Origin of the sequence: Phormidium tenue FACHB-1050, assembly GCF_014696925.1 — a bacterium.
Classification (GTDB): Bacteria; Cyanobacteriota; Cyanobacteriia; order Pseudanabaenales; family Pseudanabaenaceae; genus Pseudanabaena.
The window spans coordinates 15,354-38,390 of the sequence record NZ_JACJQY010000046.1 but is presented as its reverse complement, the minus strand read 5'-3'; the positions used below and the strand labels follow the sequence as shown (position 1 = coordinate 38,390).

The following is a 23,037-nucleotide window of genomic DNA, read 5'->3' as shown; positions in this document are numbered from 1 at the left end:
TTTATGACTCAAGCAATTACGAAGTTGTCACTTTACGATCGCGATCAGCATTTATGGCTTGAAGAGGAGATCGCTAAGTTGCGGGTAAAGGATTTTCAGGGTTTAGATTTGGTTCATTTAATCGAGGAGTTGGAGATTGTGGCGGGTCGCGATCGGGCGGAGATTGAAAGCCGTTTAGGAGTGTTGTTGGCACATTTACTGAAGCGGTTGTATGTCCAGAGTGAATATGACTATCGAGGCTGGGAAATTACGATTCGGGAGCAGCGCCGCCATTTGAAAATTGCTTTGCAGCAGTCGCCGAGTTTGAAACGTTTTTTTGTGGAGGCTTTTGATCGCGCTTGGCAAGATGCTCTAATTGAAGTGCGCGAAGATTATCCTCAAGTTGCGTTTCCCGATCAATGGCAGTTTAGCCAAGATGTTGAGATTTTGCTTACTCAAAGGTTTTGGGAATAGTATATATAGATTAGCGTATCGCCTCTAAACCAGAAATATATGACTACGATCACGCCAGATTTACCTCAAGAGCAATACATTGTTGATGGCAACGGTAATAAAACAGCCGTGATTTTAAGTATTGAGCTATATGAGCAAATGTTAGAAGATATTCATGACTTGGCGATCGTGGCTGAGCGCAGATCTGAGACAGCGATTAGTTTGGCTGAGATGAAAAAGATGCTAAGTTCCCATGAACCTCTATCAAACTTACAAAGGTAAACGCCTTAATCGAATGGAAGCTTCATTTACTGAGATAACTGCACCGCTTTCTAATTCTGTTGCATAGTTCTCTAAGACAGATAATAAATAGGTATTAACTACTTCTCTACTGACATTGCCCAAGCGAAATAAAATTACGCTAGGTAAGCTTTCTCCGCTAATTGCTAGCAGTTGAGTAAAATCTAAATCCACTGTAAGCAGTATTCGCCCTTCTTGCCGAGCTTTTTCTAAAATATTTGGATCTGGCATCCGCTCTAGTTTTTGCTCGACCAGATGAATTGCATCATAACCGCTCTCACGTAAAAGTGCGATCGTGCGGGGAGAGATGCCCATATCACCTAAAAACTTCATACAGCTTGGGCGGTTTGTGGAAAGAAAATCACCCGTTCTTGAGTTAGCCATGCGGCATATTTTAGGGATTGTTGAATATCTTCGGGTTCGAGATATGGATAGTCGTTAATAATTTCTGTGATCGATAAACCATTGGCAATCAGGTTGATAACTAGAGAAATGGGTATCCTCATCCCACGGATGCAAGCCTGTCCAGCCATAATCTGTGGATCAAAGGTGATGCGATCTAGCCCAGTTAGAGTGGTCACGAGGTTAACCTCCTATGAATTTGGTTAAGAAGGTGAAAGGCAAAAAATAAAAGAAATGCTTTAATGAAATATAGCTTGCTCTAGCTTACCAGCAAAAAATTTTGCAAACAAATTGGGAGTGATTTGTGCAAATTCTTTATATCGAGTTGCATCCTAGCAGTGAGACTAAGGTTGAGTTGCGGTATCTAAAGCTGAATGGTCAGGGCTATGAAAAGCAGATCTTGCGGATTAGTGATATTGAGGATGCGATCGCTTTAGCTGAGCGGGATATTTATGTGTCTATGCCCGATCCTGTGGTGATCGGGAAGAAATTGTTTGGCTGGTTGGATGGGGATGGGCGATGGTTGAGTCGCGCTTTGGCGGATTGTCAGGGGGATTTGTTGGTATTGGCGATCGCTAATCTTGCCAAGTTACCGCATTTGCCTTGGGAGGTGCTGCACGATCGCGAGGGATTTTTGATCGATCGCACTTTTCCTAAAGTTGTGCCTGTGCGCTGGACTAAGGGAGAAGTGGCGGCATGTGAGCCAGCCGATCGCCCTTTGCGGGTGATGTTTATGGCGACTGATCCTGAAGGGGTGGAGCCGCGCTTGAATTTTGAGGGTGAAGAGGGGCGGATCTTGGATGCGACTCGTGATGTGGCGCTGACCTTGCGGGTGGAGGAGAGTGGCTGTGTGAGTGAGTTGCAAAAGACTTGGCGGCGCTATGGTGACAATCATTTTGATGTGTTTCATTTGACGGGTCATGCTTCGATAAATGATAAAGGAGAGCCGTTTTTTATTACGGAAACGGAGACGGGCGATCGCTATGATGCGAAGGCGGGTGAGATTGTTGATGCGTTGCGGTTTCGGTTGCCGCGTTTGGTATTTTTGTCTGGCTGTCGGACGGGTCAGGCGGGAGAGCAGGGTGCTACGCCTTCGATGGCGGAGGCTTTGTTAAATTTGGGATTAACGGCGGTGTTGGGTTGGGGTCGTCCGATTGGGGATGATGTGGCGACTCTGGCGGCGGCTTGTTTGTATGAGTCTTTGGCTTCGGCTAATAGTTTGGTAGAGGCGATCGCGGCGACCTATCAGAAGTTGCGAGAGAAGAATATTTCTAATTGGTATTTGTTGCGGTTGTATGGGCGCGGCAAGTTGGATGTGAGTTTGGCGGCGTTGGTGTTGCCGTTGGGCGATCGCCTGTTGCCATTGAGTTCGGAGATCGAGCAGTTATTTCTCGATCCTGATGATGCGACTACGCCGAGGGTGGTGCGGCGTGAGGATTTTGTGGGACGGCGGCGGATCTTGCAATCAAGTTTGCGGCGATTGCAGGGGAACGATCTGGGTGTGTTGTTGCATGGGATGGGTGGTTTGGGTAAGACGACGGTGGCGAAGCGGTTGTTGGAACGGATTGCCGATCCGCAAAACTCGAACTATGACACGATTTTTAATTTCAAGCAGTTTGATGAAGGGAAGCTGTTGCAGGATTTGGCGAGAAATTGCATTTCTGAGGCGGGGCATGAGATTCTCAATGGTAAGTTACCGCTAATGCAGAAGCTGACGAGGTTTCTCAAGGAGGGCATGAACGATAAGGATCGCTGTTTGATGTTTGTGTTGGATGATTTTGAGGTGAATCTGGAAGAGAATGCGTTTGGGGCATGGGTGCTGAAGTATGAGGTGGTGGAGCCTTTGATGGCTTTGGTGAGTGCGATCGCCCGTTCTGGTTTGCGCCATCGGTTGATTGTGACCTGTCGCTATGATTTTAATTTGCCCGACGTTGCGCTAAATGCAAGGCTGTTTCGCGTACCGTTGTTTTCGTTGCGGGGTGTGGATCTCAAGAAGAAGTGCGATCGCCTTGCGGGGTTTCAGTTGCCGATGTTGTCGCGTGAGGATGCGGAACCTTTGGTGGCGTTGCAAAAACAGGCGATCGCGGTGGCGGATGGGAATCCGAGGTTGTTGGAGTGGTTGGCGGCGATTTTGCCGAACGATCTGTTGACGGAGGGGCAAAAGCAGGAAGTTTTGGATCGGATGAATGCCAAGCAAATTGAGTTTCGCGAACATATTCTCGCGGAGACGTTACTGGCTCAGCAAAGTCCAGATTTGCAGGAAATGTTAAGGCTGGGTTTGGTGTTCGATTTGCCTGTGCCTGAGTTGGTGTTTGCGAAGGTATGTGAGGGAGTTGAGAATCTCAAGGTGCATCAAGTTCGGGCAAAGGCGATCGGTTTGTTAGAAGTGAATGGCGATCTCTATCGTGTGCCGAAGATTTTGGTGGAGTTGTTAAGTCCTGAGTTTACGCAGGAGATTTATGCAACAGCAGTAAGGGAACTCTATCGAGTTTGGCATCAAGAAGCTGAGTCTTTTACTGAAGAACAAGGTTTAGAAATTCATCGGTTGGCTTTGTTGGGTGATGAGAAAGAAATTGCTGTTGGTATCAATAAATCGTTAGCAGTTGATTGGATTAGCAAAAGTCGTTATCGAGAAGTTGTAAATATCTGCAAATCAACTTTTTCTATTATAGAAAGCTATAAAGTCTTACATGGTCTTGCTTATGCTGAAAAGAATCTTGGAATGATGGAAGATTGTATTCAGCATTATCAAAGAGCTTTGGAACTATGTCCTGATGATGATGAAGCTATCAAAGAAAAAGCAACGATAATTCATAACTTTGCAATTGTAAAAGCCCAACAGGGACAGGTAGACCAAGCGATCACCCTCTATCAGCAGTCCTTGGAAATCACAGATCGCATCGGTGAGGTGCGGGGAAAAGCCGCCACATTGGGAGCAATGGCAAACATTTATGCATCTCAAGGATTAGTTGAGAAAGCATTTGAACAATATCAGCAGGTTTTAGAAATTGCTCGGCAAATTGGTCATGTTCAATACGAAGCAACTGCATTGCACAACATGGCAGAAATCTATGTCCAACAGGGACAGGTAGAGCAAGCGATCGCCCTCTATCAGCAGTCCTCGGAAATCACAGATCGCATCGGTGACGTGCAAACCAAAGCCGCCACATTGCATAACATGGCAGGAATCTATGCCCGACAGGGACAGGTAGAGCAAGCGATCGCCCTCTATCAGCAGTCCTTGGAAATCACAGATCGCATCGGTGAGGTGCGGGGAAAAGCCGCCACATTGGGAGCAATGGCAAACATTTATGCATCTCAAGGATTAGTTGAGAAAGCATTTGAACAATATCAGCAGGTTTTAGAAATTGCTCGGCAAATTGGTCATGTTCAATACGAAGCAACTGCATTGCACAACATGGCAGAAATCTATGTCCAACAGGGACAGGTAGAGCAAGCGATCGCCCTCTATCAGCAGTCCTCGGAAATCACAGATCGCATCGGTTACGTGCAAACCAAAGCCGCCACATTGCATAACATGGCAGGAATCTATGCCCGACAGGGACAGGTAGAGCAAGCGATCGCCCTCTATCAGCAGTCCTTGGAAATCACAGATCGCATCGGTGACGTGCAGGGCAAAGCCGCCACATTGCATCAAATGGCGGGGATCTATACCCAACAGGGACAAATAGACCAAGCGATCTCCCTCTATCAGCAGTCCTTGGAAATCAAAGAAAGCATCGGAGACGTGCAGGGCAAAGCCGCAACCTTACATCAAATGGCAATTATCCATACCCAACTCGGACAGGTAGACCAAGCGATCGCCCTCTATCAGGAGTCCTTAGAAATCAAAGAACGCATCGGTGATCTATATGGCAAAGCCGCAACCCTGCATCAAATAGCAATAATCTATGCCCAACAGGGACAAATAGACCAAGCGATTGCCATCTATCAGCAGTCCTTGGAAATCCAAGAACGCATCGGCAACATTCAGGGCAAAGCCTCGACCTTGATCAAATGGCGGGTATCTATACCCGACAGGGACAAATAGACCAAGCGATCGCCTTCTATCAAAAATCCTTAGAAATCACTGATCGCCTCGACAATGTGCAGATCAAAGCCGTAACCTTGCATAACATGGCAGATATCTATGCCCTACAGGGACAAATAGACCAAGCGATCGCCCTCTATCAGCAATCTTTGGAAATTACCGATCGCCTTGGGGACGTAGAGACCCAAGCCACAACCTTGCATCAAATGGCAATTATCTATACCCAACAGGGACAGATAGACCAAGCGATCGCCATCTATCAGCAAGTCGCAGAAATCGATGAACTCACTGGCAACGTAGATGGCAAAGCCGCGACCTTGCATCAAATAGCAGGTATTTATATGCAACAGGGACAGGTAGACCAAGCGATCGCCATCTATCAGCAGTCCTTAGAAATCAAAGAACGCATCGGTGATCTATATGGCAAAGCCGCGACCCTGCATCAAATAGCAATAATCTATGCCCAACAGGGACAAATAGACCAAGCGATCGCCCTCTATCAGCAGTCCTTGGAAATCCAAGAAAGCATCGGTAACATGCAGGGCCAAGCCTCGACCTTGCATCAAATGGCGGGGATCTATACCCAACAGGGACAAATAGACAAAGCGATCGCCCTCTATCAGCAGTCCTTGGAAATCAAAGAAAGCATCGGAGACGTGCAGGGCAAAGCCGCAACCTTGCATCAAATGGCAATTATCCATACCCAACACGGACAGGTAGATCAAGCGATCGCCCTCTATCAGCAAGTCGCAGAAATCGATGAACTCACTGGCAACATGCAGGGCAAAGCCTATACCCTTGCAAATATGGGAGATTTACTAGCAAACAATGGTGATTTTCAAAGTGCGATTTCCTATCTCCAAGAATCTCTCACCATTCTGCAACACCTCAAATCCCCCGACGCAGCCACAGTTCAGAGTTGGTTAGAAGAAGTGAGAGCGATGTAAGGAAAAAGTAGAATTATTTTTAGCTTTTCTGAAGAAGAGAAACTGCTAGAAATGGTGATTTTGCTAGTAGATATTGACAGCCATGAAGAAGTCTATGAGAGCTTTGGGTGACTTAAGTAACTTCATAAAGGCATAATATAAAACTATACAAAAATCACAAAAAGATTAACTCATCCATCATGGCTACCGTTAACGACAACTATCTCAAACTCAAGGCAGGCTACCTATTCCCCGAAATTGCAAGACGGGTAAATGCCTTTATCGAGGCAAATCCTGACGCAAAAGTAATCCGTCTTGGCATTGGCGATGTCACCGAACCCTTGCCCCAAGCATGTCGTGAGGCTATGATCAAAGCCGTTGAAGATATGGGTGATCGCAATTCATTTAAGGGATATGGTCCCGAGCAAGGCTACGCATGGTTGCGTGAAAAGATTGCCGCAAATGATTTCCAATCTAGAGGCTGTGATATTGACGCTTCCGAGATTTTCATCTCCGACGGCTCTAAGTGCGACTGCGGCAATATTCTCGATATTTTTGGCGATGACAATATCATTGCCGTTACCGATCCTGTCTATCCCGTGTATGTCGATACTAATGTGATGGCAGGTCACACAGGCGACATCAACGAGAAAGGCGAATACGAAGGCTTAGTTTATTTACCAGTCACCGCCGAAAACAATTTCACCGCCGAGATTCCTACTCAAAAAGTCGATCTGATCTATCTCTGCTTCCCCAACAATCCTACAGGCGCGACTGCTACCAAGGAACATTTGCAAGCATGGGTCGATTATGCGCGGGCAAATGGTTCGATTATCTTCTTTGATGCTGCCTACGAAGCATTTATCACCGATCCTAGTCTTCCTCACTCTATTTATGAAATTGAAGGCGCTAAGGAATGTGCGATTGAGTTCCGTTCTTTCTCCAAGAATGCAGGATTTACAGGTACTCGTTGCGCCTTAACCGTTGTTCCTAAGAACTTGATTGGCAAGGCGAAGGATGGCTCTAACGTAGAACTATGGAAGCTCTGGAATCGTCGTCAATCTACGAAGTTTAATGGTGTTTCCTACATCGTCCAACGTGGTGCTGAGGCAGTCTATTCTGAAGAAGGTCAAACGCAAACTAGAGCCTTGATTGACTTCTATATGGAAAATGCCAAGATTATCCGCGAGAAATTGACCGAAGCAGGTTTAGCAGTTTATGGTGGTGAGAATGCTCCCTATGTATGGGTGCAGACTCCCGCAGGGCTAACCAGTTGGGATTTCTTTGATAAGCTCTTGCAAACCTGTAATGTAGTGGGAACCCCAGGTTCTGGTTTTGGTGCAGCAGGTGAAGGTTACTTCCGTATTTCAGCTTTCAACAGTCGCGATAATGTGAATGAAGCTATGCGCCGCATTCTCGACAAGTTCAAATAATCCAAAAGAAAGGTGGCATAAAATGCCACCTTTCTTTTGGAGCGATCGCAAATGTGACAATCAATTGAGCAAGTAGACCATTGCTTAAACCAAGCGTTAAACTGTCATAGAAAAACCTTTGAACTTGAGGGTGATACCTGTGAAAGCGAAGAATAATTTTAAAGCGATCGCCAATTACTTAAAACTGAAACCTCAGATTTGGCGATCTTTGCAGATATTCGTAGCTTTTGTAATTACCTTTCTGATCGCCGTTTCTCCTGCGTTGTTAAATGTCGTCGCACAGGAAAGCCGCTTCTCACTCAGGATTTTGCATACCAACGATCATCACGCCCATTTGGAACCTACCAAATATGGTGATCGCTTACTCGGTGGAATAGCTCGTCGCCGCACGCTCATCGACCAAATTCGTGCTGAGAGTAAGAACAATCAAGAACCTCTGTTGTTATTGGATGCAGGCGATATTTTTCAAGGGACTCTGTATTTTAATCAATATCTAGGACAGGCGGATCTAGATTTCTATAATGCCCTTAACTACGATGCTAGTACGATTGGCAATCATGAGTTTGATCGCGGTCAGCAGGTACTCGCTGACTTCATCGCTAAAGCCAAATTTCCCATCATTTCCTCAAATATAGACATCGCGCCCGAATCTCCTCTCTATGGCAAAGTTCGTCCTTGGCATGTGCTGGATATGCAAGGCGAAAAGATTGGGATGTTTGGTTTGACAACTCCAGACACCGCGATTTTAGCTAGCGTTGGTGATGGCGTGAAGTTTACTGACCCGATCGCCGCAGCAAAAGCTTCAGTGTCATCTCTTAAAAAACAGGGAATTAATAAAATTGTGGCGATAACCCACATCGGCTTTGAGAATGATGTCACCCTAGCGCGAAAAGTCCCTGACATTGATATCATCATCGGTGGTCATAGTCATACATCTGTCGGCAATATTCCCAATGCTAATCATCCCTATCCATTAGTGGAGAAGAATGGCACAAAAGAACCTGTGCTAGTAGTGACAGATTGGGAATGGGGTAAATATTTAGGGGATTTATCAGTGAGTTTTGATCGCGCAGGTAAGTTGATTGCTTGGGCGGGAAAACCCCATGTCCTTGATGCAAGTATCAAACCCAATCCAGAATTTGCCGATAAGCTCAAAGCCTATGCTGCACCAATTGAAGCATTGCGTCAAAAGATTATCGGTAAATCTTTGGTAGCGCTAGATGGCGATCGCGTCAAACTACGCACTAGCGAAACGGCTCTAGGTAACTTGATTGCCGATGCGATCTTGGCAAAAACAAAGGTAGATCAAGTTCAAGTCGTTCTAATTAATGCGGGTGGTATTCGCAATGGGTTCCCTTTAGGCGATATCACGATGGGGAATGTGTTAGAAGCGCTTCCCTTCGGCAATACAATTACGCGGGTGGAGTTAACTGGTAAGCAGTTAACAGAAGCCCTAGAGAGTGGTGTGAGTATGGCAGAGCAAGGAGAAGGACGATTTCCGCAAGTGGCGGGTATTCGCTTTGTTTGGGTTAGCAAACTTCCCGCAGGTAAGCGAGTTACGAAAGTAGAAGTAAAAGATGCTTCAGGCAAGTTCCAATTGTTAAATCCTAATCAAGTTTACAAGGTAGCAACAAATAACTTTCTTGCTTCTGGTGGTGACGGTTATCGCGTTTTTGCGGAAGGCAAAAATCTGCTGGAAACTGGCTATCTGCTATCAGATGCGATCGCTGAATATATCAGTGCTAGTTCACCCTTGCAGATAAAAATCGAGAATCGCATTGTGCGTCAGTAAATGTAATCTGTTGATCACAAACACTGAAGTGTTGCCACACTTTCGTGAATTGGTATTACTGATTGATGAGCGGCGCGATCGCGCCGCCCCTCCCAACCTCTTGTGCACTACCTGTAATCGCAATAGTTTAAAATGCAGACAATCTTAAAAGTCCTTTAACAGTTTTGTTTCGCATGATCGAGCCGCCCCAGTCAGTATTTGAGCAGCCAGAGCTACCCTTCACCAAATTTCGCAAGGCGATCGCCACTAAGGAATTTCTGATTACAGCGGAGGTGTCGCCACCCAAGGGCAGTGACCCCACCCATATGCTCGAACAAACGCGATCGCTTAAAGGACGTGTTCATGCTGTGAATATTACCGATTCCAGTCGGGCGGTGATGAGTATGAGTCCTGTCGCTGCATCAGTATTGATCCAGCAACAAATTGGGATTGAAACTGTATGTCAGCTTGCCTGCCGCGATCGCAATCGGATTGCGCTACAAGGTGATTTATTTGGGGCAGCCGCATTGGGCATCACCAATATTTTGGCTTTGACGGGCGATCCAGTCAAAGCAGGTGACTCTCCCGATGCGCGATCGGTGTTTGACTATGAATCGGTGCGCTTACTGCAATTAATCCAAAAACTAAATCAGGGGCTGGATGCCAATGGGAAAGCTTTGCCCCACCAAGGTACTGACTTTTTAGCAGGAGCCGCCGTCGATCCGCAGTCGCCAAGCTGGTCAGGTTTACAAAAACGCTTTGAGCGTAAGGTTAATGCAGGGGCGCAATTTTTCCAAAGTCAATTGATTACTGACTTTGATCGCCTTGATAAATTTGTGAATCAAATTGCTAATCAATCAGATAAACCGATTTTGGCGGGCATATTTTTGATTAAATCCGCTAAAAATGCTTTGTTTCTGAATAAATTTGTCCCAGGAGTACAGATTCCTGAGCATATTATCGATCGCCTCGCTAAAGCAAAATCTCCGTTACAGGAAGGCATGGCGATCGCTGCCGAACAAATCCAAACTGCACGGCAAATCTGCCAAGGTGTACATATCATGGCGATCAAAGCCGAACACTTGATTCCTGAAATTCTTGATCGTGCAGGTGTCGCCGTTCTCTAACTTTCGAGCGATTTACTAAGCAAATTGCTTAAATCTTCAGCATTTTCGGTTACCCTAGGGAATAACCCTAACTCACATCTATGGCAAGACGTAGATATTCTTCAACTCTGAACCAACCTCCCACTGAACCAAAGTCAAACGGTACAACCACTAAACTCGCGATCGCAGGCGCAATTTTTGCGGTCGGTATTGGTGTTGGTATTGCTTTGTCTACGCTCAATCCTACGCCGCGTACAGTTGATGCGATTCGTTTAGATAACCTTGCGCCTAGCCGTGATTTTTGCAATAACTATGGTGCATCAGCTATGGTGATGAGCAGCCGTGTCTATGTCACACTTAATCCTTTTAATGTGTTCATCAGTCAAGCTGAACCTGTGCCAGGGTGCGTAGTTTTGCCTAACAACTGGAATTTGCTATTACAAAAAAATGTAATTAAAGAAGCCGATATTCGTCAATGCAAAGACAGGATGAACACCTTTGGCTTTACAGGTGATCTAGAAAAAGCTCCTACTGTCGATTGCATCTACGAAAGCAAAAATGCTGCCGAAAAGTTTACGAACGGGTTACCCACCGCTCCGAGTCCTAGTCCTCAGCCATAAAAAATGCGCTAAGCGCACTTTTTTATGATCTCAAAGAAAAAGCGCCGCTTAGCGGCGCTTTTTCTTTAAAGATTTAGCATTCATCAAATGCTTCAAGATCTAATAAATGACGGTATGGCTCAGCTAATTCTGAACCTTTGAAGGCTAGCGATCGCAAAATATGCCAATCGTTCAAACTCTCAAAAGCACTGGCGTAGTCATCGCGCTCTAAACGATCTGCAATCGCTGCGACTTCCGCCGCAGTAAATTTGCTAGGATCAACTTCTGGAGCTTCGCCTACTACATCCTTGGAAGGGTTATCAACCATATCGCTCTATGACAGTCTCGTGAACGGAGAGAGAGGGATTCGAACCCTCGGTACGGAGTTACCTGCCGTACAACAGATTAGCAATCTGCCGCTTTCGTCCACTCAGCCATCTCTCCAAATTTATAAGGAATTATATCTTATCAGATAGCGTGCATAATGCAACCTAATTATTAAATTTAATAACTTTCACTTTGGGTTGCTTAATCTCAGAGAATTTCGCCGCTTTTGCCTCGATCTCCTGTAACTGTCCTAAAGCTAATCCACAAGGAAATCCATATTTTGCCTTGACCCGATCGCTTGCGATATTCAACGCAGTTCGCGATCGCTCTACAAAATCCACTAGGTCGTACTCGGTGTCTGGCTCAAAATATTCTTTAACAATTAAAGATGGTGAATAGCAAGAGTCTTGAGACTCATCTGGCCAAGTAATTTGAAAACGGACTTCAGGCATAAAATCTCCTCAAAATGATGGTAAACGGCGCTTTGCGCCGCCTAAGTGCCAATTACCAAAACCCGTAAAGTTGCGCCCCGCAGGGGCGCAACTTTACGGGTTTTGGTTTGCCTTAGCTACTTAATACCATTTTTGCATAATGTGTTGTATGCATCTGAGCCGAATTTTCCCATGTGTATTTTGTCAAAATTTCTTGGCTAGCTTGGACTAGAGACTGACTAAAATCGGGGTTAGTGACTAAGCGCATGGCTTGGGCGATCGCCTCAATATCACTGGGAGCAATTAGCACAGCCTGTTGTTCAGATAAAAATTCCGTAAAAGGCGGACAGTTAGAAGTGATCACTGGTAAGCCTGAAGCGATCGCCTCCATAATTACCAAGCCCCAACCTTCCTTAGCCGAGGGAAAGACAAAAGCACCAGCGCAGCGATAAAGTACTGGTAATTCAACATCGGTGAGAACGCCTGTAATGATTAGGGATTTGGCTATATCTAATTCCTGTGCGATCGCTAGAAATTGCTCTCGATAATCCTGATAGTCAAATAAAGTTGCTCCTCCCGCGATTACTAACTGCGCTTCTGGGCAGTCCACTAAAACCTGAGCAAAGGCTTGAATTAACTTAATTGAGTTCTTTCGTGGCTCAATCCCACCCACGGTTAAATAAATTGGTGAACCTGTTAAACCAAATTTTTGTTTGATTTGTAATTCTGTACCATTGCGATCGCTGGAAAATCTTTGCAGATTTATTCCGTTAACTACTCGCGGCGCATGGATTTGATAATGTTCATAAATTTGGGTTTGCCAGCCTGCACTTACACATAGACATAGCTCAGCTTCTCGAATAGAACGATCCTGACAAGCCTGTAAATAGGGATTGTTGTAATCTTCAATATGGTGAATGGTGCGGATAAAGTGGGGAATGCGTCCCTGCGATCGCAAAATTGCTAAAGCATTGGCACTGATGCAGTCTTGAGCATGATAAATATCATAATCAAGGTTTGAGTTCTGCAAGTAATCCACAAACTCCTGAATACGTTGCTGGATTAGCTGATCGATTTCCTGTGGTGCAGGTTTGGCAAGAATTGGTTGAACTTCACAGGACAAATGGCGATCAAATCCTGAACCATCTTTATCTAATGCGTAGATACATACTTGATGTCCTAATGCTTGCAATGCTTCTGCAAGTTCGAGGGTATGGATCACGCTCCCTCTTGGCTTTGTGGAATAAGTGAGTAAAGCTATGCGTAATTTAGAAAACTGCGGCATGGATTATATTTTATGGGCAATGTGAAATGCAGAGTAACATCAAGTTAATAGCAAAAAACACTGTCAAGGCAAAATATGAATTACGATGCGATCGCGATCGGTGCAGGGCTATCGGGCTGTAGTGCTGCTATTCAACTAGCAAGGCTGGGCTATCGCGTCCTGTTGCTAGAGCAAAGCCATTATCCGATGCATAAACTCTGTGGCGAGTTTCTATCCGTTGAAGTAACTGAATCATTTGAGCATCTAGGCATAATGGAACAAGTTCGCAAAGTCGGCGCACAGCCAATTCATCGGGCTTACTTGACTACCTCTGGTGGTGCATCATTTCGGAGCAAGCTCCCTAGTACAGCAATGGGCTTGAGCCGCTATCAATTAGATTTAATGCTATTTCAAAGAGCGCAAGCGGTGAACGTAACTTGCATTGACAACACCAAAGTTACAGGCGTGACAGGAAATCTAGCAGAAGGATTTACCGTGAATACTACTAAAGGAGAATTCTCTGGAAGGCTAGTATTAGGAGCATTTGGTAAACGTTCTTCCCTCGATCGCACTCTGAATCGTTCATTTATCCAAAAGCGATCGCCTTGGGTTGCTTACAAAGGACATTTTACAGGTGTGGATATTGCTGACGTGATCGAATTGCATAGTTTTCCTAATGGCTATTGTGGACTATCGCAAATCGAAACAGGGGAAATCAATGTCTGTTGGATTGCCCATGAGCGCGTAATGAAAGAACTAATGCATCCAGAGCTAGATATTCCTGAATCCTTAGCTAAGAATCCTGTCCTCGCCGATCGCTTCCACAATATGCAAAGAGTTTCGCCATCGCTGCAAGGCTTAAGTCAGATTAGCTTCGCGCTCAAAGAGAATTTCTATAACGACATCTGCATGATTGGCGATACAGCGGGAATGATCACACCGCTATGTGGGGATGGGATGGCGATGGCGTTGCGATCTGCCGAAATAGCAGTTCCCCTAGTTAGTCAGTTTCTGGAACATCAAATTAGTGAGATCGCCTTTAAACAACAATATGCGATCGCATGGCGCAAAGAATTCCAAACCCGCTTGCAACTGGGGAGGATCATGCATAATTGCTTTGTTCAGCCACCACTGGCAAATATGGGCGTGAGCCTATGTCAAATCGCTCCTGCTTTAGGAAATTGGATTATCGGTGCAACTCGCGGCAAACCAAATCCTCTAGTCAGTAGTGACTTTGCCAGTAATGCGCTCTCCTAAGGCAATGCCGACACCTGCAATTAGAAAAGAGATCGCGGTTAACACGATCACATTGGCTGTTGAGAGCATGTCCTCCGCAGGTTTAGGAACTAGATAACCAAAAATGGCGATCGCCCCTGATAGACCACCAAAAAATGTGCCGACAGTCAAACCACTAAGAGATTTGGGAACCATTGTGAGGGCAAAGGCAATCATGCCATTGTTCACAGCACTGAGGCAGGTGAGCATCAATAGAATGCTGATGATGGCGGCGATCGCACCATAGCCAAATGATAAAAAGCCCAAACCTGCGGCAATGCCACCCAAGCTAACAATCATGAATCGCTTGTTATCAATTAGCTTCGAGATTCTGCCTGTCAATAGAGCTACTAAACCTTGAGCAATAAATACCGAACCCATTAACACCTCAAAGGATAAACCCGTAAACCCTGTAATATCAGCTCTGATCGTGCGTGGTAATACACCCCCCATCAATAAGCGGATGCCTAAGCCAATCGCTGCTCCAACCAGCATGACGATCGCTAAGTTGAGCCAGCATTCTCGAATGGGTAATGGTTCATTTTTTTCTAATTCGGGATTGAGATTTTTGGGAATGTAGATCATCGCACTTCGCAAGCTTGCCACACTGGCAAGTAACACAATTGAGGCGATCGTAAAAGTCACGGGTGCGCCCAGCCCTACAATAAATTTCGTCGCTAAGGGTCTGATCGAACCAACAAAACCACCAACTAGGGTTAACACACTGCCTGCAAGCGGTAATTTAGTCGCCCCTGCAAAGATTCCCAGCAAGCACATAACTGGACTGCGAAAAGTCGCCATAACGATCGCCCAGAGAATCGCTAAGCTGATCAAAAGTACGCGTGTAATTTCGCTTGATCCACCAAAGATCACCACACAGGGTAAGCCAATAAAAAAAGCCGTCGCCGCGATCGCTGCGGCAACAATGAAAGGCATTCGGGAGCTATACCAACGCTGCCAGCGATCGGACAGACCACCAAATAATGGCTCAACGATTACGCCGATCGCGCTTTCGATGACCAGTATCAGTGCTGTTAATTGTTGTGCTTGACTGGTGGGATAACCAAAAACCTGCTCGATAAACTTTGGCAAATAAATACCGTAGGCAATCCAAGTTAGAGACATGGCTCCCTGAACTGAGGCTAAGCCCCATACTTGGAGCCAACGCACTTGGTTAGATGCTTGATCTGATGGTGGGGCGATCGCCATAAAGCTCTCCTCATTTTGTAGCAATTTTAATTAAAGAGAGTTGCAATGCGACTCTCTTTAATTAAAATTCTTGAGGATATTGCACAGCAACATCCTCAAGAATTTTGTGTTTAATTACATCGCTTTGCGATGCAATTAAAATTGGGTGCAACCTTGCATCGAGATCCTGCCGTCGGGCATCGTTGCACGACAGAGATTCGCTTGGCTCAAATCCACATTAGTTACATTCGCATTGGTGAGGTCAGCACGATACAAATCTGCACCTCTAAGGTTTGCACCTGTCAAATCTGCACCATAGAGGCTCGCATTCCGCAAAGAGGCATTAGTAAGATTTGCGCCATTGAGCTTAGCGTAGACCAACTCAATATCAATCAAATTAGCGTTTTGCAAATTAGCCTCGGTTAAATCAGCATATTTCCAGCGACTATTCCGCGCATTTGTCCCTGACAAATTTGCTTGGATCAAATCGCTATGAATCAAGAAAGTATTTCGCAAATCTGAATTACTGAGATCCGAGCCACGAAAATCAGCATAGTACATGGTGCTAAATGACAAAATTGCACCAGAGAGCGCACTTTTTCGTAGATCCGCCACGTCAAGGAATGATTCGCGTAAATTTACCCCATTTGCCGCAATACCGCTCAGTTCGCAGCGCTGACAAGTACGATGTTCCAACAAAGCTTGAAGATGTTGCTTATTTTGAGCTTGTACGCTCGATGTGATCCCAATAGTCATGAAACTAGCCACAAGAGCGCTAGCGATCGCAGTCACGGTATGAGTAAAGGCTGTAGACTTCATAAAAAAGTACCATTATTTTAGCTATCCCTCTTTAATTGTTATCATACGCTCCCTCTATACAACACCGCAAAATGTAACAAACCATAAAAGTAACGTAAGGAAGATTTCTTACAGCGCTTTAACACCCAAAGCCGTAAAGTTTCGCCACGCAGGGGCGAAACTTTACGGCTTTGGGTAATTTATATATCGGCGCTGGTGTGATGATTTTGTATACTTATAGTATTTGTTAATGTTTTGTTATGGATCGTACTGAATGTTCGAGCAGTTTCTAGAAACGAATAATTTTTCTTTTCGACCAGAAGTCATTCCCATTTTGGGAGTACTAATTCTGCTAGAGGCAATTCTATCGGCAGATAATGCGATCGCTTTAGCGGCGATCGTGCGGAGTTTGCCAGATCCCAAGCAAGAAGAATGGGCGCTGCGCTATGGATTGATCGGGGCGTTTGTGTTGCGGGTCGTGTTAATCTTTACGGCGACATGGGTAATTAAATATTGGCAATTTGAACTAGCTGGTGCTGTATATTTGCTCTGGCTTTCGGGCAAATTCTTCTTGGAAAAGTCCCAAGAAGGCCATGATGCTCAGCATCCAGTGCGAATGGCTGATAAATTATGGCAAGTTGTGGCTCTAGTTTCTTTGACAGACTTGGCTTTTTCATTGGATAGTGTGACGGCGGCTGTGGCAGTAGCACAAGAGACTTGGCTCGTACTTATTGGGGGTGTAGCGGGGATCATTACATTACGGTTTCTGGCAGGGCTATTTATCAAGTGGCTTGCAGAATTTACCCACCTTGAGTCCGCAGGTTACCTAATCGTGTTGCTGGTAGGTTTGCGTCTATTTATTAAAGTATTTTCTGATAGTCTAGTGCCGCCTGAATGGTTGATGCTGACTTGTATTGGACTAGTATTTCTCTGGGGATTTTCTAAGCGTGAGCCAACAGATGAGCTTGAAGCGATCGCTGAGCAACCAAAATAATTTATCGAGAGGAAAGCTTTGCGATCCTCTCTTTTGTCTACAATAATCAAGACGGAAAAAGGAAAAATAGCCAGATGTTTGAATATCCTGAAGACCTTAAATACACCAACTCCCACGAATACATTCGGCTAGAAGATGACACCGCCATAGTGGGAATCACTGCTTTTGCGATCGATCAGCTAGGTGATATTGTGTTTCTCGATCTTCCTGAAGTGGGGACAAGGGTAGAAAAAGGTCAAACCTTCGGAACAATTGAGTCAGTTAAAGCTGTAGAAGATATCTATTCACCTGTAACAGGCACAGTGATGGAAGCGAATACGGGCTTAGTGGATGAGCCTGAAAATATTGGCAATGATCCCTATGGTGCATCGTGGTTGCTCAAGGTGAATCTCGAAGATGTAAGCGAACTAGATGGCACAATGTCCGCGAGTGAATATCGCAGTAAGGTAGAAGGACAATAAAAAAGGCTGCACAAAGTGCAGCTTTTTTTATGCTTGAAAATAAGCAGTTACACCAAAAATCAAAAAGAGAACTCCACCAATTCCTGTAATTACGCGCTCAGATATGCGTCCTGCCACCAAACGACCGCCAATCACAGCAATCACCGTACAAATGCCATGACCTAAAATCGCACCCAAGGTCACAAAAACTGGATCGTTCGCAGCTGCTAAAGCGATCGTGCTAATTTGTGTGCGATCGCCCCATTCGGCTAAGAACGTCATCACAAAAGCCTGTATCCAAATGCCAATCTGGGGATAACGCGCTAACATTTTGCCGAATAGGGGAATAGCTATTTGTTGTTTTTGTTCTTCAACAGTCTCTTGAGCTTCCTTGACAACTTCCTCGGTTGAATTGGGAGACATGCGGATGGCATCGATAATTAGCTTCACGCCAAAAATTAAAAATAAGGCGATCGCCCCATAGTGAGTGTAAGTCTTTGGTAATAAAGATACGGCTTGCCCCAACAGAACTGAGAGTACTGTCATCAGGGCTAGTGCTGATAACACTGATGAAAATACGGTGCGGTGGTCATAGCGCATCGACAAGATCACAGCGATAAAAAAAGTTTTATCCCCTAATTCTGAAATAGTAATCAGCAGTAAACTCGCTGTAAAAGCTTGTAACAATCTCTTAATTCTCTCGATAGTTAATACCAATTCACGAAAGTGTGACAACACTTTTGTGAATTAAAAACTGGTTTTCAAGTTAAGAAATGGCTACGCTATTTCTTAACTTGGTATGACTTCGATTATAAGTCTTTTTGAGAGATTTCTTACTTATTTGCTAATAGATAGAAATCGTTAAAAGTATTGTGGGATAAGCATTTCTCTCTTAATTCTAATTGTCTTTTAATCTTGGTGGTAACTCAATTGTAAAAGTGGAACCTTGATTAACTACACTTTCTACAGAAATAGTGCCACCCATCAGCAAGACAAGCTGCTCAGTAATCGCTAAACCTAGCCCAGTCCCCCCATGCTTGCGGGTGGAAGACTGATCGACTTGACGGAATTGCTCAAAAATTGTGCGCTGAAACTCAGGCTCAATCCCAATGCCTGTATCGCGAACAGAGATCAGAATATTTGATATTGCAAAAGGAGAAGTTGGTAATTCCTCACTAGATGTCGGCGCAATAACGTCAGACAAAGGCTTCTCTAGCAAAGGATCTTGCATTTCCGAAGCATATTTTAGCTCAACACAAACTTCGCCACTATCAGTAAATTTAATAGCATTAGAAACTAAGTTAGTAATAACTTGCTTAATCCGAATTGAGTCATGATAAATGGCACAAGTACCAATATGATTTTCAAACACAAAATTGAGAGATTTGATATTGGCTAGTGGTTGTAGGCTTTCGCAGGTGTGATGAATCAGTTCGTCAAGATTAAAGATTTCGGGATGAGCTTCCATTTTTCCTGCTTCAATTTTCGATAGGTCGAGAATATCGTTAATCAAGTCCAGCAGATTTTTGCCATTACGAAGAATGCGTTCTACCATATCAATTTGGCTGGTAGAGAGAGCCTCGCGACGCTGACGTAACAACACTTGTGAAAAGCCAATAATTGCATTCATGGGTGTTCGTAGTTCGTGGCTCATATTCGCAAGGAACTGACTCTTGAGTTGGGTTGCCTCTAGCAACTGAGCGTTTTGAGCTTCGATTTGGTTGATTAATTGGGCATTACCGATCGCGATCGCTGCTTGAACTCCAAAGGAAGCCAACAGATTCAAATCTTCGCGAGAACTAGCTCTCTCTAAATGAAAATGCCCGATCGCTAACACCCCTAAACGACCAGAACGGCTAGATTCAATCGGAACACATAAAGCACTTTTAACGGGTAGATCTTCAATTAGATGTGATTCCCCTGCTTTGATTTCAATGGGAATTCCTTCTTTAAATACCTGTGCAATTAGATTTTGAGCATTCAAATCAAAGGATTTTTGCAGAGGTAAATCATTGGGTAAACCCTTTGCTGCTGATAAAGTCAGGCGATTCTCCTTGGGATTGAAGAGGGCAATCACACAGATTTCTGCCCACATGATCGCGTCACAGGTTGCCTCTACGACTGATTCTAAAAGAACGTCAAGATCTTGTAACTGTTGATTAATCAAGTTGGTGAGCCGTTGCAAAATACTCATTCGCTTTTGCTGCTCGATCATGATCTTGTTGGTTTCCTGCATCACCTTATCGCGATAGCGCTGCTCCGTCACATCTCGCAAAATCATTACACTGCCAATTAGCTCTGACTCTGTGCCGACCAGCGGTGCAGCCTTCGTACTGAGAATGATTTCATTCCCTTCAGGAGGACGCAACACCACTTGATCTTCCACCACTTCGCCTGTGGACATGGCGCGAAATACAACGAGATTCGCTAAATCAACGGGTTCACCATCTTGATGTCTGATGTCAAATTGTTTGACAATCTCTTCCATCGACTTGGCAATTACAGGTGATGCGGGTACACCATCATTTATGGCATTAAAACTGAGGATTTTGCGTCCTGCGGAGTTAATTTTGAGAATGCGTCCCGCAGGGTCGCTGAGTAATACGCCATCGGCAAGCTGCTCGAATACCGTAGTTAGTTCTTCGCGCTGACGGGCGATCGTTTCAATACTCTGGGCATTGCTAATTGCTGTGGCAAGACGACGACCAATCGATTGGAGAATATTCCGTCCGCGATCAGAGAGAGGTGTAAGACTGCCCAAAAATAGAACACCTACAAGGCTGCTTCTGAGCATCAGGGGATATGCGGAAAGACTTTGAGGCAGCAAATCACCAACGGGAGTCCGATAAACCAGTGTTTGTCCCTTCAGGCGATCGCCTTCCCAAACAATTGCTTCTTGCAGTTGTCCTGACTGCCCGATGATTCCTTCACCTAGGGAAATTTCTGTCATGGCTTGACTAGTTTTATAGCCCCATTCGGCAGCTAGGACTAGACAGCCTTCAGGTCGTGTGGTTGGAGTTTCCCAAAGGTAAATGCTTCCGAGTTGTGCGCCTGTAAGTTTACAGATTTCCTCTAAACTCGCTTTAATTAGTTTGTATTGATCGGTGGTATTTACTAAAACGCGATCAAGGGATTGCAGAGCAAATTGAATGTCACGGGCTTCTAAGGTGGCAGTTTTGGTTTCTAGATGCGCCGCCATCCGATTAAAGACCTTAGCAAATTCCCCAATTTCATCAGCTCGATTTAACTGCGATCGCGCGGCTAAGTTACCTGTAGATAGTTCTTCGGCTGTTTCTGCTAGCTCTGATAGCGGTGGTTGAATACTGCGAATAATGGATATGGCGACAAACAGCCCCGAACCTAACCCCGCAGAGAAAATCACGATCGCTAGCCATGTAGTGAAGGCTTCTAATTCGGGTGTGCCTTGTTGGATATGCAGCAACAAGATCAAGGTAGCTGTGGCTAGCAGCGAGATACTTGTGGTCAGCCCAAAAATCAAGCGATTGACTAAACTTTCACGGCGGGGCAGGTTGGCATTGGTCATGGAGCTTTAGTTTAGTTTGGCGATCTAATCTGATTTTAGTACTTTTAGTCAAGTTGCTTAAAGGCGATCGCCCAAGAATATAGCTCAATCCTCTGCTGATGAAGGTAAACGGCGACGGGTGGATGCGATCGCTTCTTGTAATTTTGCCTGAAGCAATTCTTTGGGTGGTAGCACGGTGAGATATTCTGCAACGTGGATACCACTTTTGTCTAGTTCGAGCAATTCAATTTGTTCTTGTTTTTTACCTGCACATAAAATGATTCCCAAAGGTGATTGTTCATCACTCTCTTGGTCATATTTGGCAAGCCATCTTAGATACAATTCCATTTGGCTTTTGTATTCGTGGCGAAAGTTGCCGAGTTTGAGGCCGATTGCGACAAGGCGTTTGAGTTTGCGGTTATAGAACAGCAGGTCAATATAAAAGTCATCGTTATCGATTTGGATGCGTTTTTGTCTTGCGATAAAGGTGAAGCCTGCACCAAGTTCTAGTAAAAATTTCTCGATATCCCGCAAGATGGCATCTTCGAGATCTTTTTCATGGTAGCGATCGCTTATATCTAAAAAGTCGAGGATGTAAGGATCTTTGAGCAGTAAGTCTGTGGATATTTGCTGCTCTTGACGCAGTTGTTCTAAATGATGACGAATGGGGGCTTCAGGTTTGTGTACAAGTTCGGCATTTCTAATTAGATCAATGGCGGCACGTTGTTTAGCTGCGTCAATAAGCTGACTAATTTCGCTAAAGAGTTTTTGTGCTGTTTCTTGGATATTTGGAGTAATTTGCGGTGGGGTGCGATCGGCTGCGTTCATTGTTGCTGCTAGTTAAGATGCTTTAGCATTTGGTACAATATACCCAAATTTTTAGTAAAAGCTAGGATAATTCGCTTGTCTCAAGAATATTTAATCTATTGCGATGAATCAATTGATAATGGCAAATATTTCTCTAATTTTTATGGTGGTGTTTTAGTTCGTTCTTCGGACTTGGATCAAGTGCGAAAAATTTTGCAGGATCGAAAAATAGAACTCAATTTACTTAAAGAAGCAAAATGGTCAAAGGTTACAGATCAATATTTAAGTAAATATCTTGGGCTAATGGAAACATTTTTTGACTTAGTGGAAGTTGATAAGGTCAAGACTAGGATTATGTTTACGCAAAATAGTATTGTTGCTAAAAGCTTACGTTCTGAGCAATTAGAGAATGAATATTTTTTGCTATATTATCAGTTTGTAAAGCACGCTTTCGGTTTGCAATATTCTAATCCAACAAATTTACCTATTCAAGTTAGGCTCTATTTTGATGATTTGCCTGACACTAGAGAGAAGGTTGCAAGTTTTAAAGCGTATATTGCAGGGCTGAATCATTTCCGCCAATTTGAGGAGGCAAATATTAAAATTTCTTTGAATCAGATAGCTGAAGTAAAGTCTCACGATCATGCAATTATGCAATGTTTAGATGTTGTTTTAGGTTCAATGCAGTTTCGGCTAAATGATAAGCACAAGGAAAAGCCAGAAGGTTCAAGGTTTCGGGGTAAGAGAACCATTGCAAAGGAAAAGCTATACAAGTACATTAGTCAGCGCATTCGTAAAATATATCCAAACTTTAATATTGGGGTAAGTACGGCGCGAAGTGATGTGAGAAATTCTTGGTTACATCCCTATCGTCATTGGTTATTTAAGCCGAGGGAGCATGAAATTGATGTGTCAAAAACTAAGTAATTTAGGCAATCAAAAGCCCCGCCCTTGCTATGTCATTGGACTA

The 23,037-nt window shown here is 44.5% G+C and carries 22 protein-coding genes and 1 tRNA gene; 12 read left to right on the top strand and 11 right to left on the bottom strand.

Annotated features, from left to right (window positions below; translation table 11 throughout):
• Window positions 1–3: 3 nt before the first annotated feature.
• The gene (locus H6G05_RS20845; RefSeq protein ID WP_190581082.1) at window positions 4–453 is read left to right on the top strand and encodes a DUF29 domain-containing protein; all 450 of its coding nucleotides are present in this window, start codon (window positions 4–6) and stop codon (window positions 451–453) included.
• A gap of 39 nt (window positions 454–492) precedes the next feature.
• Entirely contained in the window at window positions 493–714 is a 222-nt protein-coding gene (locus H6G05_RS20840) for a type II toxin-antitoxin system Phd/YefM family antitoxin (protein WP_190581080.1), read from the top strand.
• Here the strand turns inward: H6G05_RS20840 and H6G05_RS20835 are convergent.
• Both H6G05_RS20835 and H6G05_RS20830 read right to left on the bottom strand, forming a co-directional pair.
• Window positions 703–1,065 carry a DUF5615 family PIN-like protein gene (locus tag H6G05_RS20835; RefSeq protein WP_190581078.1) on the bottom strand — a complete coding sequence of 121 codons (363 nt, stop codon included), beginning with the start codon at window positions 1,063–1,065 and terminating at the stop codon, window positions 703–705. The genes H6G05_RS20840 and H6G05_RS20835 overlap by 12 nt on opposite strands.
• The gene (locus H6G05_RS20830; RefSeq protein ID WP_322096412.1) at window positions 1,062–1,313 is read right to left on the bottom strand and encodes a DUF433 domain-containing protein; all 252 of its coding nucleotides are present in this window, start codon (window positions 1,311–1,313) and stop codon (window positions 1,062–1,064) included. Before H6G05_RS20830 ends, H6G05_RS20835 begins: the two co-directional genes overlap by 4 nt.
• Before the next feature lie 125 nt (window positions 1,314–1,438).
• Here H6G05_RS20830 and H6G05_RS20825 point away from each other — a divergent pair, with 125 nt between their 5' ends.
• From H6G05_RS20825 to H6G05_RS20800, 6 genes are all read left to right on the top strand, one after another.
• Window positions 1,439–5,185: a tetratricopeptide repeat protein gene (locus H6G05_RS20825; protein ID WP_190581075.1), complete on the top strand. Its 3,747-nt coding sequence runs from the start codon at window positions 1,439–1,441 to the stop codon at window positions 5,183–5,185.
• A complete protein-coding gene (locus tag H6G05_RS20820) occupies window positions 5,152–6,132 on the top strand; it encodes a tetratricopeptide repeat protein (protein WP_190581073.1) in 981 nt (326 codons plus the stop codon). The genes H6G05_RS20825 and H6G05_RS20820 overlap by 34 nt, the downstream gene beginning before the upstream one ends.
• Window positions 6,133–6,311: 179 nt before the next feature.
• Window positions 6,312–7,544, top strand: a complete 1,233-nt coding sequence (locus tag H6G05_RS20815) for an LL-diaminopimelate aminotransferase (RefSeq protein WP_190581071.1) — start codon at window positions 6,312–6,314, stop codon at window positions 7,542–7,544.
• Between the two features lie 139 nt (window positions 7,545–7,683).
• Window positions 7,684–9,336 (top strand): bifunctional metallophosphatase/5'-nucleotidase, encoded by a 1,653-nt coding sequence (locus H6G05_RS20810; RefSeq protein WP_199310689.1) that lies wholly within the window; start codon window positions 7,684–7,686, stop codon window positions 9,334–9,336.
• A gap of 173 nt (window positions 9,337–9,509) precedes the next feature.
• A complete protein-coding gene (locus H6G05_RS20805) occupies window positions 9,510–10,442 on the top strand; it encodes a methylenetetrahydrofolate reductase (protein ID WP_190581069.1) in 933 nt (310 codons plus the stop codon).
• 80 nt (window positions 10,443–10,522) lie between these two features.
• Window positions 10,523–11,041 carry a DUF3172 domain-containing protein gene (locus tag H6G05_RS20800; RefSeq protein ID WP_190581067.1) on the top strand — a complete coding sequence of 173 codons (519 nt, stop codon included), beginning with the start codon at window positions 10,523–10,525 and terminating at the stop codon, window positions 11,039–11,041.
• Window positions 11,042–11,114: 73 nt separating this feature from the next.
• On the opposite strand, the gene isiD is transcribed toward H6G05_RS20800, so the two are convergent.
• The 4 genes from isiD to H6G05_RS20780 form a co-directional block, all read right to left on the bottom strand.
• Window positions 11,115–11,348 carry a protein IsiD gene (gene isiD, locus H6G05_RS20795; RefSeq protein WP_190581065.1) on the bottom strand — a complete coding sequence of 78 codons (234 nt, stop codon included), beginning with the start codon at window positions 11,346–11,348 and terminating at the stop codon, window positions 11,115–11,117.
• Window positions 11,349–11,372: 24 nt separating this feature from the next.
• A tRNA-Ser gene (locus tag H6G05_RS20790) sits at window positions 11,373–11,464 on the bottom strand.
• Between the two features lie 47 nt (window positions 11,465–11,511).
• Window positions 11,512–11,799, bottom strand: a complete 288-nt coding sequence (locus tag H6G05_RS20785; protein WP_190581063.1) for an MSMEG_0570 family nitrogen starvation response protein — start codon at window positions 11,797–11,799, stop codon at window positions 11,512–11,514.
• Between the two features lie 112 nt (window positions 11,800–11,911).
• Window positions 11,912–13,063, bottom strand: coding sequence for an MSMEG_0565 family glycosyltransferase (locus H6G05_RS20780; protein ID WP_190581061.1), 1,152 nt, complete (start codon window positions 13,061–13,063; stop codon window positions 11,912–11,914).
• Between the two features lie 75 nt (window positions 13,064–13,138).
• Here H6G05_RS20780 and H6G05_RS20775 point away from each other — a divergent pair, with 75 nt between their 5' ends.
• Window positions 13,139–14,299, top strand: coding sequence for an NAD(P)/FAD-dependent oxidoreductase (locus H6G05_RS20775; protein ID WP_190581059.1), 1,161 nt, complete (start codon window positions 13,139–13,141; stop codon window positions 14,297–14,299).
• Here the strand turns inward: H6G05_RS20775 and H6G05_RS20770 are convergent.
• Both H6G05_RS20770 and H6G05_RS20765 read right to left on the bottom strand, forming a co-directional pair.
• A complete protein-coding gene (locus tag H6G05_RS20770) occupies window positions 14,261–15,526 on the bottom strand; it encodes an MFS transporter (RefSeq protein WP_190581057.1) in 1,266 nt (421 codons plus the stop codon). The two genes, H6G05_RS20775 and H6G05_RS20770, sit on opposite strands and share 39 nt — an antisense overlap.
• Window positions 15,527–15,661: 135 nt before the next feature.
• Window positions 15,662–16,324, bottom strand: coding sequence for a pentapeptide repeat-containing protein (locus tag H6G05_RS20765; protein ID WP_190581056.1), 663 nt, complete (start codon window positions 16,322–16,324; stop codon window positions 15,662–15,664).
• Between the two features lie 253 nt (window positions 16,325–16,577).
• On the opposite strand from H6G05_RS20765, the gene H6G05_RS20760 reads away from it, so the two are divergent.
• Window positions 16,578–17,297 (top strand): TerC family protein, encoded by a 720-nt coding sequence (locus tag H6G05_RS20760; protein WP_190581054.1) that lies wholly within the window; start codon window positions 16,578–16,580, stop codon window positions 17,295–17,297.
• A gap of 74 nt (window positions 17,298–17,371) precedes the next feature.
• Complete coding sequence (gene gcvH, locus H6G05_RS20755; RefSeq protein WP_094535819.1) at window positions 17,372–17,758, top strand: glycine cleavage system protein GcvH; 387 nt, start codon at window positions 17,372–17,374, stop codon at window positions 17,756–17,758.
• A gap of 27 nt (window positions 17,759–17,785) precedes the next feature.
• On the opposite strand, the gene H6G05_RS20750 is transcribed toward gcvH, so the two are convergent.
• The 3 genes from H6G05_RS20750 to H6G05_RS20740 form a co-directional block, all read right to left on the bottom strand.
• A complete protein-coding gene (locus H6G05_RS20750) occupies window positions 17,786–18,424 on the bottom strand; it encodes a TMEM165/GDT1 family protein (RefSeq protein WP_190581098.1) in 639 nt (212 codons plus the stop codon).
• Between the two features lie 211 nt (window positions 18,425–18,635).
• On the bottom strand, window positions 18,636–21,281 hold the full coding sequence (locus H6G05_RS20745) for an ATP-binding protein (RefSeq protein WP_190581052.1): 2,646 nt from the start codon (window positions 21,279–21,281) through the stop codon (window positions 18,636–18,638).
• An 84-nt stretch (window positions 21,282–21,365) separates the two neighbouring features.
• A complete protein-coding gene (locus H6G05_RS20740; RefSeq protein WP_190581050.1) occupies window positions 21,366–22,088 on the bottom strand; it encodes a PDDEXK nuclease domain-containing protein in 723 nt (240 codons plus the stop codon).
• Between the two features lie 75 nt (window positions 22,089–22,163).
• Here H6G05_RS20740 and H6G05_RS20735 point away from each other — a divergent pair, with 75 nt between their 5' ends.
• Window positions 22,164–22,994 carry a DUF3800 domain-containing protein gene (locus tag H6G05_RS20735; protein ID WP_190581047.1) on the top strand — a complete coding sequence of 277 codons (831 nt, stop codon included), beginning with the start codon at window positions 22,164–22,166 and terminating at the stop codon, window positions 22,992–22,994.
• Window positions 22,995–23,037 lie beyond the last annotated feature (43 nt).

What these genes read in the sequence shown, in the direction of transcription:
- H6G05_RS20845 (WP_190581082.1), top strand. Translation starts at nt 4, where the DNA reads ATGACTCAAGCAATTACGAAGTTGTCACTTTACGATCGCGATCAGCAT.
- H6G05_RS20840 (WP_190581080.1), top strand. Translation starts at nt 493, where the DNA reads ATGACTACGATCACGCCAGATTTACCTCAAGAGCAATACATTGTTGAT.
- H6G05_RS20835 (WP_190581078.1), bottom strand. Translation starts at nt 1,065, where the DNA reads ATGAAGTTTTTAGGTGATATGGGCATCTCTCCCCGCACGATCGCACTT.
- H6G05_RS20820 (WP_190581073.1), top strand. Translation starts at nt 5,152, where the DNA reads ATGGCGGGTATCTATACCCGACAGGGACAAATAGACCAAGCGATCGCC.
- H6G05_RS20815 (WP_190581071.1), top strand. Translation starts at nt 6,312, where the DNA reads ATGGCTACCGTTAACGACAACTATCTCAAACTCAAGGCAGGCTACCTA.
- H6G05_RS20805 (WP_190581069.1), top strand. Translation starts at nt 9,510, where the DNA reads ATGATCGAGCCGCCCCAGTCAGTATTTGAGCAGCCAGAGCTACCCTTC.
- H6G05_RS20800 (WP_190581067.1), top strand. Translation starts at nt 10,523, where the DNA reads ATGGCAAGACGTAGATATTCTTCAACTCTGAACCAACCTCCCACTGAA.
- isiD (WP_190581065.1), bottom strand. Translation starts at nt 11,348, where the DNA reads ATGGTTGATAACCCTTCCAAGGATGTAGTAGGCGAAGCTCCAGAAGTT.
- H6G05_RS20785 (WP_190581063.1), bottom strand. Translation starts at nt 11,799, where the DNA reads ATGCCTGAAGTCCGTTTTCAAATTACTTGGCCAGATGAGTCTCAAGAC.
- H6G05_RS20780 (WP_190581061.1), bottom strand. Translation starts at nt 13,063, where the DNA reads ATGCCGCAGTTTTCTAAATTACGCATAGCTTTACTCACTTATTCCACA.
- H6G05_RS20775 (WP_190581059.1), top strand. Translation starts at nt 13,139, where the DNA reads ATGAATTACGATGCGATCGCGATCGGTGCAGGGCTATCGGGCTGTAGT.
- H6G05_RS20770 (WP_190581057.1), bottom strand. Translation starts at nt 15,526, where the DNA reads ATGGCGATCGCCCCACCATCAGATCAAGCATCTAACCAAGTGCGTTGG.
- H6G05_RS20765 (WP_190581056.1), bottom strand. Translation starts at nt 16,324, where the DNA reads ATGAAGTCTACAGCCTTTACTCATACCGTGACTGCGATCGCTAGCGCT.
- H6G05_RS20760 (WP_190581054.1), top strand. Translation starts at nt 16,578, where the DNA reads ATGTTCGAGCAGTTTCTAGAAACGAATAATTTTTCTTTTCGACCAGAA.
- gcvH (WP_094535819.1), top strand. Translation starts at nt 17,372, where the DNA reads ATGTTTGAATATCCTGAAGACCTTAAATACACCAACTCCCACGAATAC.
- H6G05_RS20745 (WP_190581052.1), bottom strand. Translation starts at nt 21,281, where the DNA reads ATGACCAATGCCAACCTGCCCCGCCGTGAAAGTTTAGTCAATCGCTTG.
- H6G05_RS20740 (WP_190581050.1), bottom strand. Translation starts at nt 22,088, where the DNA reads ATGAACGCAGCCGATCGCACCCCACCGCAAATTACTCCAAATATCCAA.